This window comes from Enterococcus sp. DIV1304_2, assembly GCF_050555445.1.
In the GTDB taxonomy this organism is placed as follows: Bacteria; Bacillota; Bacilli; order Lactobacillales; family Enterococcaceae; genus Enterococcus_B; species Enterococcus_B pernyi.
Genome location: NZ_CP187851.1, coordinates 500,872 through 516,999, shown reverse-complemented (window position 1 = coordinate 516,999; position 16,128 = coordinate 500,872). Strand labels below are relative to the sequence as shown.

Below are 16,128 nucleotides of genomic sequence, written 5' to 3'. Positions count from 1 at the left end.
TACCTCTTCCTTCCTATCTATTCGCTTCTCTTTGCACGATCTTATCACTTACTTGTTGCCCACTCAAAGTAACCATTGGCATACCAGCTCCAGGATTGACCGTTCCACCGACAAAGTATAAATTGTCATAGCGCTCACTATGTTTTCCATGTTTGAACCCATGATTTTTTTTACGATCTGAGACAGTACCGTAGATTGCTCCCCGATGGGATAAATAATTTTTTTGGATATCTTCTGGGGTCCAACGATTTTCATAGACAATATGTTTTCTCAAATCCGTTAGCCCCATCGTTTCCAATTTGATCAAAATACGTTCACGAAAAGCATCATATTCTGCTTCTGTAAATGGTTGATCTTGTAAATAAGGGATATGGGGTAAAATCTTGATATTCTCATGTCCTTCAATCGTTTGGGAAGGATCAGTCTTATTCACATTGACCAAATAGATCGTTGGGTCTTCTGGCAACTGGTGCTGATGGAAGTTTTGATCAAAATTTTCTTTCTCCGCATTTGAAAAGAAAAAATTATGATGTGCTAATTGCGGATATTCTTTATTCACACCTAAATGCAAGACAAACCCTGAACTTGCTGGTTCAAATTTCTTTTCTAACTTCTCAGTAAACGCTGGTTTTTCATCTAATAACTGTTCATAAGCCGGGATGACTTCCATATTCGAAACAAAATAGTCTGCTTCGATCACCGTGCCATCTGCCAATCGCGCAGAACGGATCTGATCATTCTCTATATTTAATTTTTCAACATAAACGCCGGTATGGAACGTCACACCGATCTCTTTCCCAAGTTTCACGATCCCTTCCGCAATCTTGTGCATCCCACCTGGCACATACCAAATCCCTTGCGCATGTTGCATATAGATCATCATATTCAAAACCGCTGGTGCATCATAAGGAGACGAACCAACGTACTTACTGAAATAACCAAGCATCTCTTGCATTTTAGGATGACTCACTCGTTTTGCGATTCCATCATGCATCGAAGAAAAATAATCAAATCCTTTCAACGCTTTGATCACACCATGTTCTTTTAAAATCTCCATCGTTGAATCAAGCCCTTTGTCAAAATAACCGACTTCTGTATAATCGTAGATTTCTTTTGCGTAGTCTAAAAATGCTTGATACTCTGCCATATCGGTTGCAGACAACATTGGATTTTCTTGCGCCATTTTCGTTAGATCGCTGTATAAATCAATCGATGTATGGTCAGGAAAAAAAGAGCGCCACTGCAAATCCAACCGTTCAATCGGAATGTAATCTGCCATCTGTTTGCCACTTGCAATAAACAATTTTTCAAAGATTTGAGGCATCGTCAAAATAGATGGCCCTAGATCGAACCCAAATCCATTCGCTTCTAAACGGTTTAATTTACCGCCTAGATGATCATTTTTTTCATATAAAGTAACCTTGAATCCTGCTTGTGCCAAAGACACTGCTGCAGATAAGCCCCCAAGGCCTCCACCAAGAATAATGACTGATTTTTGTTTGTTTTCCATAACAGTACCTCTTGCTTTCTAAGTCTCAAAGCAAATTTTTACAGCTGGACATTTTATATGAATCAACTGTAAAAAAACACTTCATATCTATATCTATAGTAGCATATCCATAAAAAATCTTATTTCATTGCGCATTGTATTGTTATAAAACAATAAGAAAACATAAAATGAAAAACAGAGTAGACAAAACCAAAAAATCGTTTTGTCTACTCTGTCTCAGGCTAACTATTGCTTTTACAATCCGTTTATTCTCCACAATCAAAGAATCGGGACAAATAAACCACTGATTTTCTCTTTGACTTTCGTCCATCCACTTCGCCGTTGCCATTCTTCTTTTTTGACTCTTTTCGCATGGGCTAAATCTTCCGCAAAATGATCATTCAATTCATCGATTGTTCTTGATGGTCCATAAATGAACATCGATAACTCATGATTGAGATAAAAACTGCGAATATCAAAATTAGTCGAGCCAATTGTTGCCACTACATCATCGACGATCATATATTTACAATGGATAAATGCGGTCGTATCATAAATAAACACTTCGACCCCCGCCGATAATAAGTCATCAATAAACGAGTTCGTCCCATGGAATGAAATGCCACGATCCCCTTTTCCCGGTATGACCAATTGCACCTTGATCCCACAACGTGCTGCTCGTCTAAGTGCGCCCAATGTTTCTTCATCTGGAATAAAATAAGGCATAGCGATTTTGATCGAATCAACTGCTTTACCAATCAAGTCATTAAAAGAATCTTTGATGATTCGTTCTTGATCATAAGGACCGCCATAAATGACCTGTACGATTTCCGAGCCTTTGGGTGTATCCGTCTTTAATGGAAAATACGTATCTTGATGTTTGATAAAATGACCGATCGTTTCCGTTCCTTCATCAAGGAACAACCAATCATAAACGAAACATTCTTGTACCTCTAATACAGAAGGCCCTTCGATCCGAACATTCGTATCTCGCCAATAAGAGAACTTATTACCGCGACCACTATACTCATTTCCGATATTCATACCGCCAGTATGTGCGATTTTGCCATCAATCACAACGATTTTTCGATGGTTTCGCCAATTCGCTTTGTTACTCAACCACGGTGAATTCAAAAGATCATAAGTCCGTACTTCCACACCATTTTCTCGCAGCGCATCTAATAACCGATTCGGAAAAGCAATCGATCCAACACTGTCATACATAAAACGGACTTCGATTCCCTGTCGTGCTTTTTCAATCAAGGCAGCCGTCAGTTCTTCGCCGGTTTCATCTCCTTTTACAATATAGTAAAAAAGGTGAATATGATGCGTTGCCTGCTTGATATCTTGCAACAATGCTGTAAAGGCTTCGTCCCCTTCTTTTAACAAAGTTAGCTGATTGTCTTTCGTTGGATACTTTTCTGAAAGATGGAAAATCTCGTTAGACAGATCGTGCTTGGCATGGATGATCTCTGAATGTTCCTGAAGGATCTTTGAAACAGTTTGTTGTACGTTTCGCTCATTCGCTACTTGCTGTTTCGGCAACTTCCGTAAACGAGGCTCACGACCAATCAAATAGTATAAAATGATTCCAACGATTGGCAGAAATAATAAGGCTAAAATCCAAGCAATCTTAGATGTTGCCTCCCTTTGATCAAAAATCACTAAGTACCCACAAAGAAGAAACGCATAAATCTCCACGATCAACCACGCATAAATGATTTGATTCAAAAAAACAATCAGTGAAACCGCTACAAGAATCAATAAAATCAATAATATTTTGTATTGTTGCAATTTATTCTTTATCATCGTTTTCTCCATGTTTGCATGCTTTATTTTGTCGTTGATTCTTTTTTCTGAGACAGTCAACGATGTTAGTTACAGCACACCTTATTTAGATTATATACGTTATAGTCGCTCTAATGTAAAGGATTTTCTCCTTCCTTACATCTTTTATAGAAACTTTTCTTCTATAATAATAGTCATTGTTTTTCACTCCGTATTAAGAAGGGAAAAAAAGCGCTATGATATTAGTCATCTCACAGTCTCTAAAACTGAGTAAATAGTATTCCAAAAATAAGCCAGAAACCCAATAATTTTCGGGTTTTCTGGCTTATTTCTCAGAATTGTATACTACTGTTATAGCTCTATTTCTTTATCAATTTCCCGGAACACTACTTAATTCCCAAGTAAGTGTCGTTGAATATTCTTTGGCTTCTGGATTCGTTCCTTTAGGGACATACAAACCAACACTTTTATCTGCTGTCTCTGCATCCCCAAAACGATAGATCCATGTTCCTGTTCCAGATTCTTCATCTGCTTGTAATAAGATTTGTTTCGTATTTGGTAAAATCCTTTGCATGGATTCTTCCTGTAGCTCAGGCGAATTTCCGCCTTGTGCTGTCGCCAATTGTTGATTACTCAATTGGATTTCCGAACCAAGCAATTCATGACCATTTCGATTACTGAATTGTCCATTCTGGGTAACCGATAATTGCCAACCACTTCGCTCATTGTCCGGTCGACGATCACTGATTTGAACATAATTTGGCCGCTCTTCGTTCTCTTTCACTGTCCCATCTTCATTCAACAATCGTTGAGGTTGGGCATAATATGTTTGTTCATGAACAGAAATAGCTTGTGAGCCAAAATTGAAGGACGAAATAAAGTCAATACTTAGTTGCCCTTGATTTTCTGGCAATTCTGGTTTATTTTCAGGTTCCACTTCTAATTCTGGATCTAAAGGATCTACCGGTGAGAAAGGTCCTACATCCTCAACGATTAATGTCGTAGCCGGTTCAAAAGTTACATCGTGAAATGTTAATTCAGCGGCTGGGTTGATATTTCCACGCACGTTATTGGTTTCTGGTGGATTGATCACACCTGCGGCTTCTGCCGAGCCTTCTGCATCTCTTAGAAAGACCTGAATCTCATCGTCTTCTTTTAAAGTTAAGTCAGATAAATCTAGGATAAAGTTACCCTCGTTGTCTATCGTTACATCAGAAGTGTCAAAGATTTGTCCATTATGAGTTGCGGTTATTTCAACCTCTTTGTTTTCAACATATCCCTGAACATGTGTAGCTGTTTTTCCGATGGTATTCAAAGGAAACTCCGCTGGTTTTGGTGGGATAATCGGAAAGACGACAACACTATCTATTTTGATATCCTCCGGTAAACTTGGAACTCCAACTTCACCAACACCACGAAAAGCAGATAGAACGCTAATCCGATCTCCCTCATTTAAAAGATTCGGTAATTTTACTTCAAATATCCCCTCTCTATCTTCTTCACCATAGATACTATCTACTTTAGTAATTGCTCTATGTGTTTCTTTTTCTCCAGTAAGTCGTTCAATTTCTATCTCTAGTTCCACCTCGCCTCCAAACGCTGATCTATAGTCACTCCCTTCCGGAATACTTACATGACCAAAAATAGACTTATCTGCATTAGTAGGAACTCTTAATTCATCAACAACAGCACGTGCGTTATTTGCACTAATTCTACTATATGCAGTCATTCCAGCCAGTCCAAAAGTACTTGTATTAAATGATTCCGGATCGCTAGTCTTTCTAATAGTATTAAAATTGCTTCCCGTTAATTCAAAATCAACCATATTCCAATACTTTTCTGCTTCAAGATCAAAATTAGAACCATTAGCCCATGCTGCAAAATTAGAATTTTTCAAATCAAATATAGAGGATGACGATACATTATATATGTTGCCTCCATTTGGACGTGTATTTTTAAAATCAAAAAAAAGTGGATTATCAATAGTTATATTACTAGTTGAACCATTAAATATTGCACCTGATGCAGTGCTCGATCTTCCAATTGCTGTAAAACTAGTTCCTTCCCTAACATTGATTTCCATCGAACTGTTACCACCAATAGCAGGTCCAAAATCAGAGACAATATTTACTTCTGTTCCCACGCCACTCAAATCAAAAACTCCACCATCATTAGCAAATTCTATCCCTTGATTCGCCGAATTATTAGGTGATCCGTTTCCACCATTGTACATTTGTAATTTACTATTTCCTTTTACAAAGAATTGACCATCCGCACGAAATCTTACGGCCGGAGCAGCTCCTTCTTCAGCCTCAATAATAACAGTACTATTATTATCTATATCAAATCGAGAACCTCGGCTTGCAGCCCCATAAAATCTAACTGTTGCATCATTTCCATCAAGAAGAGAAGAGTAAAGTTCCATTTTAGAGCCATTGTCTACCAAAATTCTTGAATTCGTAGCAGTATCATAAAGAAGCGCACTAGTTTGAGGGGCTTCTATTTTCAAAGATGCTCCATTGTTAACCTCAATAAGCGATTCATTTGAATCTAGTCTGATAACCCCTCCGTATCTACCAGAGCTTGTTGAAGTTGTATTAATAGAAACTGTAGTGTCTTCATCCGTAATTTGAACTACCGGTAATACGCCTGAAATTTGTGCTAACTTTGCTTGCAGGTCCATACTTACTTTACTTCCATTTCGAGCAAAAAAATTATTGACTCGGAAGACAGCATCATCACGCGCATTCATAGTCGACCTATAAGTATTTTCGCCACCTATATATCCTGCCTTTGCATTCGGTGCATTAACTAAACCAGATACATTCCCATTTCCTGTATGAACATTTTCAAAATTTAATGTCCATCTTTGACTGTTGGCTGCTGTACCTGTAAAAATTGCTGTAGTTCCCGGTTTTGTTATTGTTATATTTCTTAAAGTAATTGTCGTCTCTACGCTCACTGCTCCAAGTGTGAATCCAGCAGTATTATTGGCAAAATTTATCGACCATCCTTGTCCGTCAATTTCTATATTTCTGTTGATCGTACCTGCCGCTCCAGCGTTTCTGACTATGTCGTTTTCCAAAATAATTTTTTGTACATCATCGTTACTTATGGCTTTTTGAAATTCTTCCCATGTTGAAACACTTACGAAAGGCTCTTTCTCCTTTGTTTGTTGATTCTGCGGAGCTTCTTCCTTAGGCTCATCTACTTCTTCGGATGTCTGATCATCCTCTTGATTTTCTTCTATTATATGTTCTCCCTCTTTTGATTCCTTTTGTCCGCCTAGCTCCTCATCAGGGGAGTCACTTTCTTCAGCTGGAAGTTCATCACTGATTGCTTCTGGCTCACTGATTTTTAGCTGAGTCGTCGTTTCTTCCACAGACAGTTCATAGTTTCCTGTCTTGTCAAATACCAAAGGAAGAACAAACGTATTTTGCGCATGTTTTGACTGAACGATCCATTCATGAGGCTGCTCTCCTTGTTCTATTGAAATCCCTGCCGACAATTGGTCTTGGATAAGCGTTGCTTCTTCTGGTAAGATCACTCGTGCCTCTGACACTTCTTGATCAGAAAAGAACGTCACTTGTAGCGGAACTTTTATCGTTCCTTGCAATTGAGATTGAGAAAAGAAAAAGTTAGGATTACTGGATAGTTCTTTTAAGGAGTTTTGGATAGCAGGACGTTCCATTGGCTCATGTTCCACATTGTCCATCGTGGTTTCTGCGTAGACCATGCCTATCGGTATAGTTACTGTTTGTATCACTAAAATTGTCGTCCCTAAAAAAAGCATCGTTCTTCTTAATCTTGAGGGCATTGTATTCACTCCTTCTCATTACTCTTATTCGGTTGCTCTTTTTTTCTTTTATGGATTAGGTAAAGAATTATTCCAAGCAATAAAACAAGTAACATGATTGAACCAATCATCCACCAATTAATACTCGTATCGACCATAACATCCGCTCGATTCAATGCTCGTGCTTCATCTGCTTCGATCGTAAAGGTTCTTTCCCATTGCCATTCGTCTTCCCCAGAACGTGCCGTCATTTTCAATACGTAGTCACCACTGCGAAAACGATCACCTTCTAAAGAAATCGGGAAATTAAAATTGGAATTGGGGGCCATTTGCATCTGTTCTTGACTGGCTTGGTATAAAATCTCTTCTTCGCCCACTTTTTGAACCGTAGCTTCGACTTCTAAGCGATTCACGAATGTCGGGGTGAAGTTTTGTAGATTCGCACTGATCACATTGCGATAGTTGAGTTGGTCAGCAAAAACATCTAACAACTCTAAGTCCGGTTGTACAGCATCTTGTTTGTTGCTCACAACCACACCGATGATATACGCAAAATCATTTTGGATGGCGACACCTTCTTCATTACTCGTTTCTTCTGTTGCTTCTTCTTTGACTTCTGACACTCGTAATCCGCCAGCTAACAATCCTTCAAATTCTTCTTTAGGCATGTTCAAATCAAGCGTAACGGTCTTTGTTTCATTTCCAGCAAGCTCAATGATTTCTGGTTGTTCAATCAACTCAGCCAACGAATGTTTGAGCGTTGGATCTGCTTCTTCCGCATCTTGTCCGTATTCTACGACCCCCATCACGTTGGTATAAGCAGTATGTGGGGTGATTTTGATTTTTTTGGCTTCTGCGTTTGCGTTTTGTAGTTTCAACGTTAGCTTTTCTGTCGTTTCTGGTGCAAGATTCAATTGAAAATAACGATCATTTCCTGATTTTTGATTTTCTGAGAACTCAGGCGTTACATAAAAATTCAACGTTCCTTCTTCCGCTCCAACCAACATGGGAGCCATCAGGCTGACAATCATGACGAGTAATACGATCCCCACTTGTTGGATTTTATTTTTTCGATATGTACTTGTCTTTTTCATAAACTTACCCCTTTCTTTAAAGGAGGTAGCGCTACAAAATTGTAACGCTACCACATTCACTTCTATAAACAAAAATCGGTTGCTTTTTAATGATTATGATTCGTTATGTTACTCATATTTTTTTTCTTGTTAATTTACACCACTAACATCAGGTGTATTGGATAATTCCCAAGTCAATGTTGATTTATATTGTGTCGCATCTTTTGCTGTAGAACCAGGAACAAACAATTGGATCGCATTATTTGTTACTACTTCAACTTCATCGTTCGCCTCTTGTGCATCTAGGTCTGCTTGGTTCCCCCAAACAACTGAAGATACCCCTGCACCTTTATCTTTTTCTGCTGTCATCACGGATACCGCAGAAGCATTTGGTATTAATTTCATTCCAGCTGGATGAGCTACTGGCGCATTACCAGCCGTGCTTCCTTCATACTGGATTCTTGGATCCAACAATGAAATTTCTGCACCGAGCAATGTATCATTCACTGTTGTATTCGTTGCTTTAAAGTCTGTCATGCGTACTTGCAGATCCCAACCAGCATTCGTTCCACGGACATCTTGTACTTGTGCAAAACTGACATAAGGGACTTTGTTTTCTTCACCAGTTGTTCCCTTTTTTTGTTGTTTTTCTGCAATCATGTTGTACGTTTGATCTTGATTCGAGATGACTTGTGAACCGAAATTCATCGTGACAGCTTTCATGATCGATAAAGGGCCAGTTGTTCCTGGCACTTCAGGCTCAATCTCGACATCTGGTTCTTTTACTGGCGGAACAACGACTAGCTCTTCATCTTTATTTGGTGTAAATTCAATCGTTCCATTAGTTGTTACATTACGTACTTCTTTTGATGTGTCTGTGGAACCATCTTCTGCAAATACAGTCATACCTCCGGCAAAAACTGTTGATGATAAGGCTGCAATTGTTGCTAATCTAACTAATTTCATTTATACACGTCCTACTTTCTATGATTGTTTTTTCTTTTTGTGTTTCCAAAACCAAAAACTAAGTGTCATTATCACAAGAAAAACCCCTAAAATTATCCAACTACTCATTTGTTGTGCATTCGTTTTTGGCAATCTTCTGTGACTGGCATCTCTCTCCTCTGACGGTTGTTGAGCGATTTCTTTCGGGAAGTCTGGTTTGATTTCAACTTCTGGAGCTGGTACTGGATCTCCAGGCATTTCATACACGCCTGTAAAACCGACTGCCCCCTCTGTTTCAACTGATCGAACCTCTGTCCCGTATACAACCAAAGGTGCATAACATTGAATAAGTAACATACTCAGGCTTAGTATGTATTTTTTTTTACGATTCATTTCCCTCCTCCTATAACCTTTCTTACATAATAGTAATTATCATTACTTTCTGCATAAATAAGATTAACGTAGCCCAAAAAGAAAAGAAATTCATATTTTTCACTAACTAGTGAAGTGGCTTGTTCCCACTTTCACTATGTGACTTTGATAGATTCGCTCTTTTATTTGCACAACAAAAAATCGATGAAGAACCGCGGAGATCAGTTAATCTCTTTAGTTACTTCATCGATTAATGTCGTTTTTTACTTCTTACAGCATACTATTGAGTAAAGGATTCAACTGAGTAAAAATGTTGACCCAATCATTTCTATTAGGGACTCGATTAATCAACAAATAGTCCTTGTTCAACTGGTAATCCAATAAATAAGGACGATAATTCGTTACGATCAAATCAACATGCTCAACGTTCAAACGTTCTTCTGTCAATTCATGTAACGGAACAAACAGCACATGATGCTGCTTCGACAACAGTTGATTGGCTTGGACTTTGATCAACTGAACGAGTAAATGATTACCTTCCAAAAGAAACAACACTGTTTTCTTGGGTGAATAATAAGAGAACAAGATTTCTGTATACATCGTTAAACTTGCTATGATATCTTCTAAATATTTCTCTGAGAAAGACAGCAATGATTGGTTTTCATGAATAAATTTCCGATTTTTCTCATAGGCTAAACCATAGAGATCTTTGATGATAATAATTTCTTCACTTAATAATTTATTCAGTATTGGTGCCATTTCATTATTGATTTTCCTCCCCAGAAAAAAGGCAGAAAGAAAGGTGGATAATATAGGATTAGTCTTCCGGTCGATGTTGAATAATTGGAAGTAAGATTCAATCACTAGATCTATTTCAGACCACTGATTATACTTTTCCAAAAAGACAGTCTCGTGCTCGATATTATCAATCGTTCGTTTGCTGATTATAATCAGAAAAAGCCAAATGATTTCATCTTGGTGGATCGAAATACCATACTCCTTTTTGATCAGTGGAATCAATTCAGACATCAATAAAAAATCTGTCTCATTGCTAAAATCAATCTCTTTTATCTTACGAGGTAAAGAGATGATATGCCCATTCTTATTTCTGATCATCGTGATATACAAACAGTAATAAAATCCTGTGACCATGATCCCTGTTCCTATCTCATACTTACCAAGACGCTCACCTAGCTTATTTAAAAACATCTGGTGGATACTTTCTGGAGGATAGACCGTATACGGTGTTGGTTCTCCTTCATAAAAAAAATCAAAAAAAAACTTGCGGATATTCTCTTCTTTTCCCACAAGATCCACTGGTTTTAAGCTAAGTGAAAGCTGATATTCTTTTAAAAGCTCTTTGATTTGAGCGACTGATCGTAGCATCGTACTTTCTGAATAATTATAGCGATCAGCTAATTCTCCGACAGATACTAGCTCTCCATAAAAAATGTCACTGATAATTTCAAACCAAATCTCCGATTGTAACAATGCTTCTTTGTCTTCATGATACAGTCGTCGATTTTTTTCTTTAAAAAAATAGCCCGTCGTGTTTGACTCAAAAATCGCACTCTTCTCAAAATAGGTTTTCAGTTCACTGACATCTTTTAGAATCGTGCGTTTAGAAACACCTAGTTGCTGCGACAGGCCAACGATTGTAAATATATTTTGTTGCTCGATTACATTTAAGATACGCATCCACCTCTCCGTAATCGTGTTCGTGATAAACTTTAGCTGTAATTCTCGCATTTTAGCACCCCATTTGTTTTTTATATCTATTCTTAAAAAAAATAGATTGTAAACATGTATAACAAAAATGATGGAGAAATACTAATAATAAATAAGTGAAAAATTGAAAAAATAACTGGATTAAATTTAAAAGCAAAAGCTATTTATAACTTTCGTACTCTTATTCCTATTTTTTAATAAACTACTGCATATCCATAACAAAAAACTTAGACCAACAGACTGGATTTATGACCTTTCGCTCAGTGGTTATCAACTTTTTATTTTTTAAGAACACGCTTTATTCATTAATTTTTAGTGTGCTTTCTTTTCTTATAGATGATTCTCTAACTCTTACAATCCCACACACAAAAAATTCCAATCACTTCAAACACTATGAATATTGGGGGAGTTTCCACCTATTTTATGCCTTCAAGATCCTTTATACAATAAAAAACGATCAACAAATAATTTAAACTCTGTTTAAAATAACAGAAAAATTATTTGTTGATCATTTAATTAATTTTCTTAAAAATCAAACTGATTTTATTGATTTTATTTTGTGAAGGCAAAAAGAGTATATTCCCTATTGGTCAGGTACACTGCTCAATTCCCAGACAAGTTTTGTCGAATAACTTGTCGTTTCTGGATTCACACCTGCCGGCACATGTAAACCTACGCTTTCTCCCATAGTCTCCAAATCACCAAAGCGATAGATCCATGTTCCAGTACCGGTTCCGCCTGCTGCTTTCAGTAGCACACTCCTTGTATTCGGAATGAGTTCCTGACGCTCATTTTGCTGGATTGTTGGAGCGATACCTCCTTGTGCTGTCGCAAGTGCTTGATTGTCCAAATTGATCGTAGCTCCTATCAATTCATTACCGGTTGGATTGACAAATTGCCCACTCTGAGTAACGGCTAGTTGCCAACCATTTCGTAAATGTTCTGGGCGACGGTCGCTTATTTGAACATAGTTTGGGCGCTCTTCTTCCGTTGCTTCCACCCCTTGGTCGTTTAAGAGACGCTGAGGTTTCGCATAGTACAAACGATCTTGCGTTGATATAAATTGTTGACCAAAATCAAAGCTGGAAACAAAATCAATACTCAAAGCACCTTGTTCTTCTGGCAATTCTGGCGGGTTCTCTGGATGAACTTCCTGATCTGGATTGATCGGATCAACTGGATGAACAGGATCATAGGAATCAATTTCTTCTTCGTAAACATAAGTAACTGTTTGTTCTGTTTTCATAAACACACCAGAAGTATTGTGTGGTACTTCATTCAATACCCATCCTGCTATTTCCTTTGGTTGTGTCACATAACTTTCACCAATCGGACCAGTGAGCGTTTCTGTTTCGGCTAATTCGTTGTGGTACACATCTACATGTCTGACTGTTACTGTTCCTTCTATGACAGGAGGTGGAACCCAGCCTGAACCAGATCCGTTAAAAACTAACCCTGTATATTCGGAATTATGAAATGTTTGTAAATATCGTTCCGTGAAATCATCGGGATCTGCTTGACCACGGATGACCTGTTCACCATCAACACCGCCAAGCTCTACATCAACTTGATGCCACGAATTAATCGCATTCGTTCTATAGTTAGTCATGGAAAAACGATTCGCTTTTATCAAGATTCGGCTAGTAGCAGCTAATTGTACCGGTTTGATATTCCTTGAAACAATCTCTCCCTGAATAGCGTTACTGTAACCAATATCCAATACGCCACCTGCGCGAATGGAAATGGCAGGCACATTTGCGAATCTAGTATTCGTTACACTAGTAGAACCGACCAACCTAACATTTTTTCCAGAAATCATAGGCTGTGTTCCACTAAAAGCATCAACAATACACATTTGAATGATCACTAATCCATCTCCGGTGTGGCTAATAATTGGATTGCTACGACTACTCGCTAAACGTTGGACATATAAGCCGGTTACAGTCAACGTCGCATTTCCACTCATCTCCATATTTGTGGAAGAATCCTGAAATCCTAGATGTCCGCCAGTTGCAGGTGCTTTACTAAGATGAATGGATGAATTTCTTGTATTCAAAGAATCTCCTAAAATCGAGCTAGAAAAAATGATATTTCCCGATTGATAGATCTCTGTCGTCCTAAAATTATTCCATGCACTCCTAAACTGACTCCAATTTCTTACATTACTAGTTGAGCGATTTTGTGGATCTCTTGTTTCTTCCAGTATTCGTTGCTCTTCCTCACTTATAAGTGATTCAGGAATCGTATGGTATGCTTCTTGAACGCTGATTGGTTGGATAATGTTTTCTTCTTTATGTGCTATTTTTTCGATCGTTGATTCTTGCGTTTCCGATTCGTTCTCAGGTACAGTATCTTCTTCATTTACTACATCTACAGTTGATTCAGCAATTTCTATGTGTGATTCTTCAACGACAACATAAAAATGATCCGCATCATAATCTAAGGTGATAAAGTACGCACCGGCAGTTACAAAAGCAACTTGCAACGTGAAAGTTGTTTGTTCCTGCGCTGTATGCACATGCCAATAGTCACCGTGAGAATGTACCAATCTTATGCCTTCTGCCAGTTGGTCTTCTAAAATTTCCCCTTCTGGTGGAAGACGTAGTAAGACATGATCGGCAGGTAATTTACTCGTAAAGGTCAGAAGAAATGCTTGATCCACAGTGGAGGAAAACGTCTGTGCTTCAAAAGAAAATTGTTGAATTTCTGGTATTTCTGGTAGACTTTCGTTCAATTGACTGAGATTACCCAAATAGTCTTTTTCCAATAATCTCTCGTGGGATAATTCTTCAGATGCTTGCTGGACAATGCTTTTTTGTACCGCATAGACTGTCCCAGTAGATGACAGAAGTACTTGAATTAACATGATAGATGTACTCAAAAGAGCGAGTTGTTTTCTTAAATTTAATCCCATTCACCCTTGCTCCTTCTCACGAATCATACAGTCTTGTGATTCGTTCTTTTTTGTTTTAAATATAGCCAAACAGTTAGCACTAGTAATAAAAGAATCACTATGATCCCCCCAATCATCCACCAGTTGATACTCGTATCGATCGTGACATCTGCACGATTCAATGCTTGGGCTTCATCCGCTTCGATAATAAATGTTTCTTCCCATGACCATTCTTCTTTTCCTGCAGTTGCCCTTAGCTTTAAAAGATATTCGCCACTTTGAAATCGATCCCCTTCTAGTGAAATTGGAAAATTAAAATTCGAATTTGGCGCCATTTGCATTTGTTCTTGTTGTGCTTCATAAAGAGGCTCCTCTTCGCCTACTTTATGAACCGTTGCTTCCACTGCTAACTGATTGACAAATGTCGGCATGAAATTTTGCAGATTCGCACTAATGACGTTCCGGTAGTTCAATTGATCTGCAAAGACATCGAGCAATGCCAAATCTGGCTGCACCGAGGAACGATCGTTACTAGCTAAAACGGCTACTACATAGACAAATTCATTTTGGATAGCTACACCTTCTTGTTCGATTGGTGTTTGTTCCTCTTCCGGTGTCACTTCCTCGATTCTTAATCCGCCAGCTAAAAAACCTTCAACCGATTCTGCTGGCATATGTAGTTCTAAAGTGATTGTTTTTGTTTCTTTTCCTGCAAGTATGATCGGCTCAGGTGTCTCGATCAGCGTATCCATTCCATACTTTAAAGAAGAATCCGCTTCATCGGCATTTTTCCCATATTCGACGACCCCCAAGACATTTGTAAATGCCGTATGCGGTGTGATCTGAATAATGGCTTCTTCTTCTCGAATATTTTGTAATTTCAAGCGAAGGGTGTGCGTACTTCCAGGTTGCCCTTGTATGTCAAAATAGTTCAGTTTTCCTTCAACTTGGCTTTCTGGAAACTCCGGTGTCACATAGAAATTCAATTCTCCTTCTTCGGCACCTACGGAGGGCGAAAACCAAAGCAAAGATAAAAGCAACAACAGAGTAATCGACCATTTCTTTTTTGTTTTAGCTAGTATACGAATCGTATTTGGCATTCATTTGCTTCCTTTCTTTCATAAAAGTAGCGCTACAAAACGATGTAACGCTACCTCTCACCTTGCACAATAAATATTGTTGTTCCTTAAACTGTTTCAGTCTCTTCATCTGGTTCATTATCTGGTAATGCAGATAACTCCCAAGTTAATGTTGAACGGTACGTCGCCACATCTTTCGCTGTTGAACCCGGAACAGATAAGACAATTGACTCATTTCTAACTGCTGCATCACCTTCAGCCTCATGTTGCGCCATCAAATCTTCTTGATTCCCCCAAACCACAGAAGAAGTTCCAGCTCCTTTTGTTTCAGCCGCTTGCATCACTGGCACAGCACCTACTCCTGGAAGTAAAGTTAAGCCATTCGCATGGGCAACTGGTGCATTTGATTGGTTGTTTCCACGATAGTCGATTCTTGGATCGTTCAATGAAATTTGGGCTCCTGTCAATGTTCCGTTTTGAGTTCCTGATGTGAAGTCACTTAAACTAACACTCAAATCCCAGCCAGCATTCGTTCCACGAGTGTCTTGGACTTGTGCAAAACTGACATAAGGTACTTTGTTCTCGTCGCCTTCTGTTCCTTCAAGCTGTTGCATTTCTGCTAACATGCTATATTCACGATCTTGGTTTGAAATCACTTGTGAACCGAAGTTCATTGTTGGTACATAAGCAATCGTCAATGGTCCTTTGTTGTCTCCATCTGGTCCTGGAGCCGGTGGGATTTCTACCCCTGGATTATCTTCCGGTGGAGAAACTTCCGTATCATCTCCTTCGCCGTCTTCGTCAACTGCAGTAAAGCCAATCTCTGCATCTGTGATTGCATTTCGTACTTCTTTGCTTTCAACTTTTTCTTCTTCTGTCTCTTCCGCAAAAATTGTTACGCCTCCAGCTAAAATCGACGTTGTTAATGCTGCAACAGTTGCTAAATGGATAAATTTCATGTGATA

General features: G+C 38.5%; 10 protein-coding genes. All 10 read right to left on the bottom strand.

Annotated features, from left to right (window positions below; genetic code table 11):
* Positions 1–13 precede the first annotated feature (13 nt).
* The 10 genes from IGJ14_RS02445 to IGJ14_RS02400 all read right to left on the bottom strand — a co-directional run bounded on the left by IGJ14_RS02445 (position 14) and on the right by IGJ14_RS02400 (position 16,122).
* A complete protein-coding gene (locus IGJ14_RS02445) occupies positions 14–1,510 on the bottom strand; it encodes a phytoene desaturase family protein (RefSeq protein WP_019723665.1) in 1,497 nt (498 codons plus the stop codon).
* A 258-nt stretch (positions 1,511–1,768) separates the two neighbouring features.
* Positions 1,769–3,298, bottom strand: a complete 1,530-nt coding sequence (gene cls, locus IGJ14_RS02440) for a cardiolipin synthase (protein WP_108173530.1) — start codon at positions 3,296–3,298, stop codon at positions 1,769–1,771.
* Between the two features lie 349 nt (positions 3,299–3,647).
* Entirely contained in the window at positions 3,648–7,094 is a 3,447-nt protein-coding gene (locus tag IGJ14_RS02435; protein WP_229054011.1) for a WxL domain-containing protein, read from the bottom strand.
* A gap of 5 nt (positions 7,095–7,099) precedes the next feature.
* Positions 7,100–8,167: a DUF916 and DUF3324 domain-containing protein gene (locus IGJ14_RS02430; RefSeq protein WP_065096241.1), complete on the bottom strand. Its 1,068-nt coding sequence runs from the start codon at positions 8,165–8,167 to the stop codon at positions 7,100–7,102.
* A gap of 129 nt (positions 8,168–8,296) precedes the next feature.
* A complete protein-coding gene (locus tag IGJ14_RS02425; RefSeq protein WP_195273862.1) occupies positions 8,297–9,112 on the bottom strand; it encodes a WxL domain-containing protein in 816 nt (271 codons plus the stop codon).
* 18 nt (positions 9,113–9,130) lie between these two features.
* Positions 9,131–9,484, bottom strand: coding sequence for an LPXTG cell wall anchor domain-containing protein (locus IGJ14_RS02420; protein ID WP_019723494.1), 354 nt, complete (start codon positions 9,482–9,484; stop codon positions 9,131–9,133).
* Positions 9,485–9,733: 249 nt separating this feature from the next.
* Positions 9,734–11,212, bottom strand: coding sequence for a helix-turn-helix domain-containing protein (locus tag IGJ14_RS02415; protein WP_029594079.1), 1,479 nt, complete (start codon positions 11,210–11,212; stop codon positions 9,734–9,736).
* 562 nt (positions 11,213–11,774) lie between these two features.
* A complete protein-coding gene (locus tag IGJ14_RS02410) occupies positions 11,775–14,105 on the bottom strand; it encodes a WxL domain-containing protein (protein WP_104775567.1) in 2,331 nt (776 codons plus the stop codon).
* Between the two features lie 23 nt (positions 14,106–14,128).
* Complete coding sequence (locus tag IGJ14_RS02405; RefSeq protein WP_019723491.1) at positions 14,129–15,184, bottom strand: DUF916 and DUF3324 domain-containing protein; 1,056 nt, start codon at positions 15,182–15,184, stop codon at positions 14,129–14,131.
* Between the two features lie 86 nt (positions 15,185–15,270).
* Positions 15,271–16,122 (bottom strand): WxL domain-containing protein, encoded by an 852-nt coding sequence (locus IGJ14_RS02400; RefSeq protein WP_108173565.1) that lies wholly within the window; start codon positions 16,120–16,122, stop codon positions 15,271–15,273.
* Positions 16,123–16,128 lie beyond the last annotated feature (6 nt).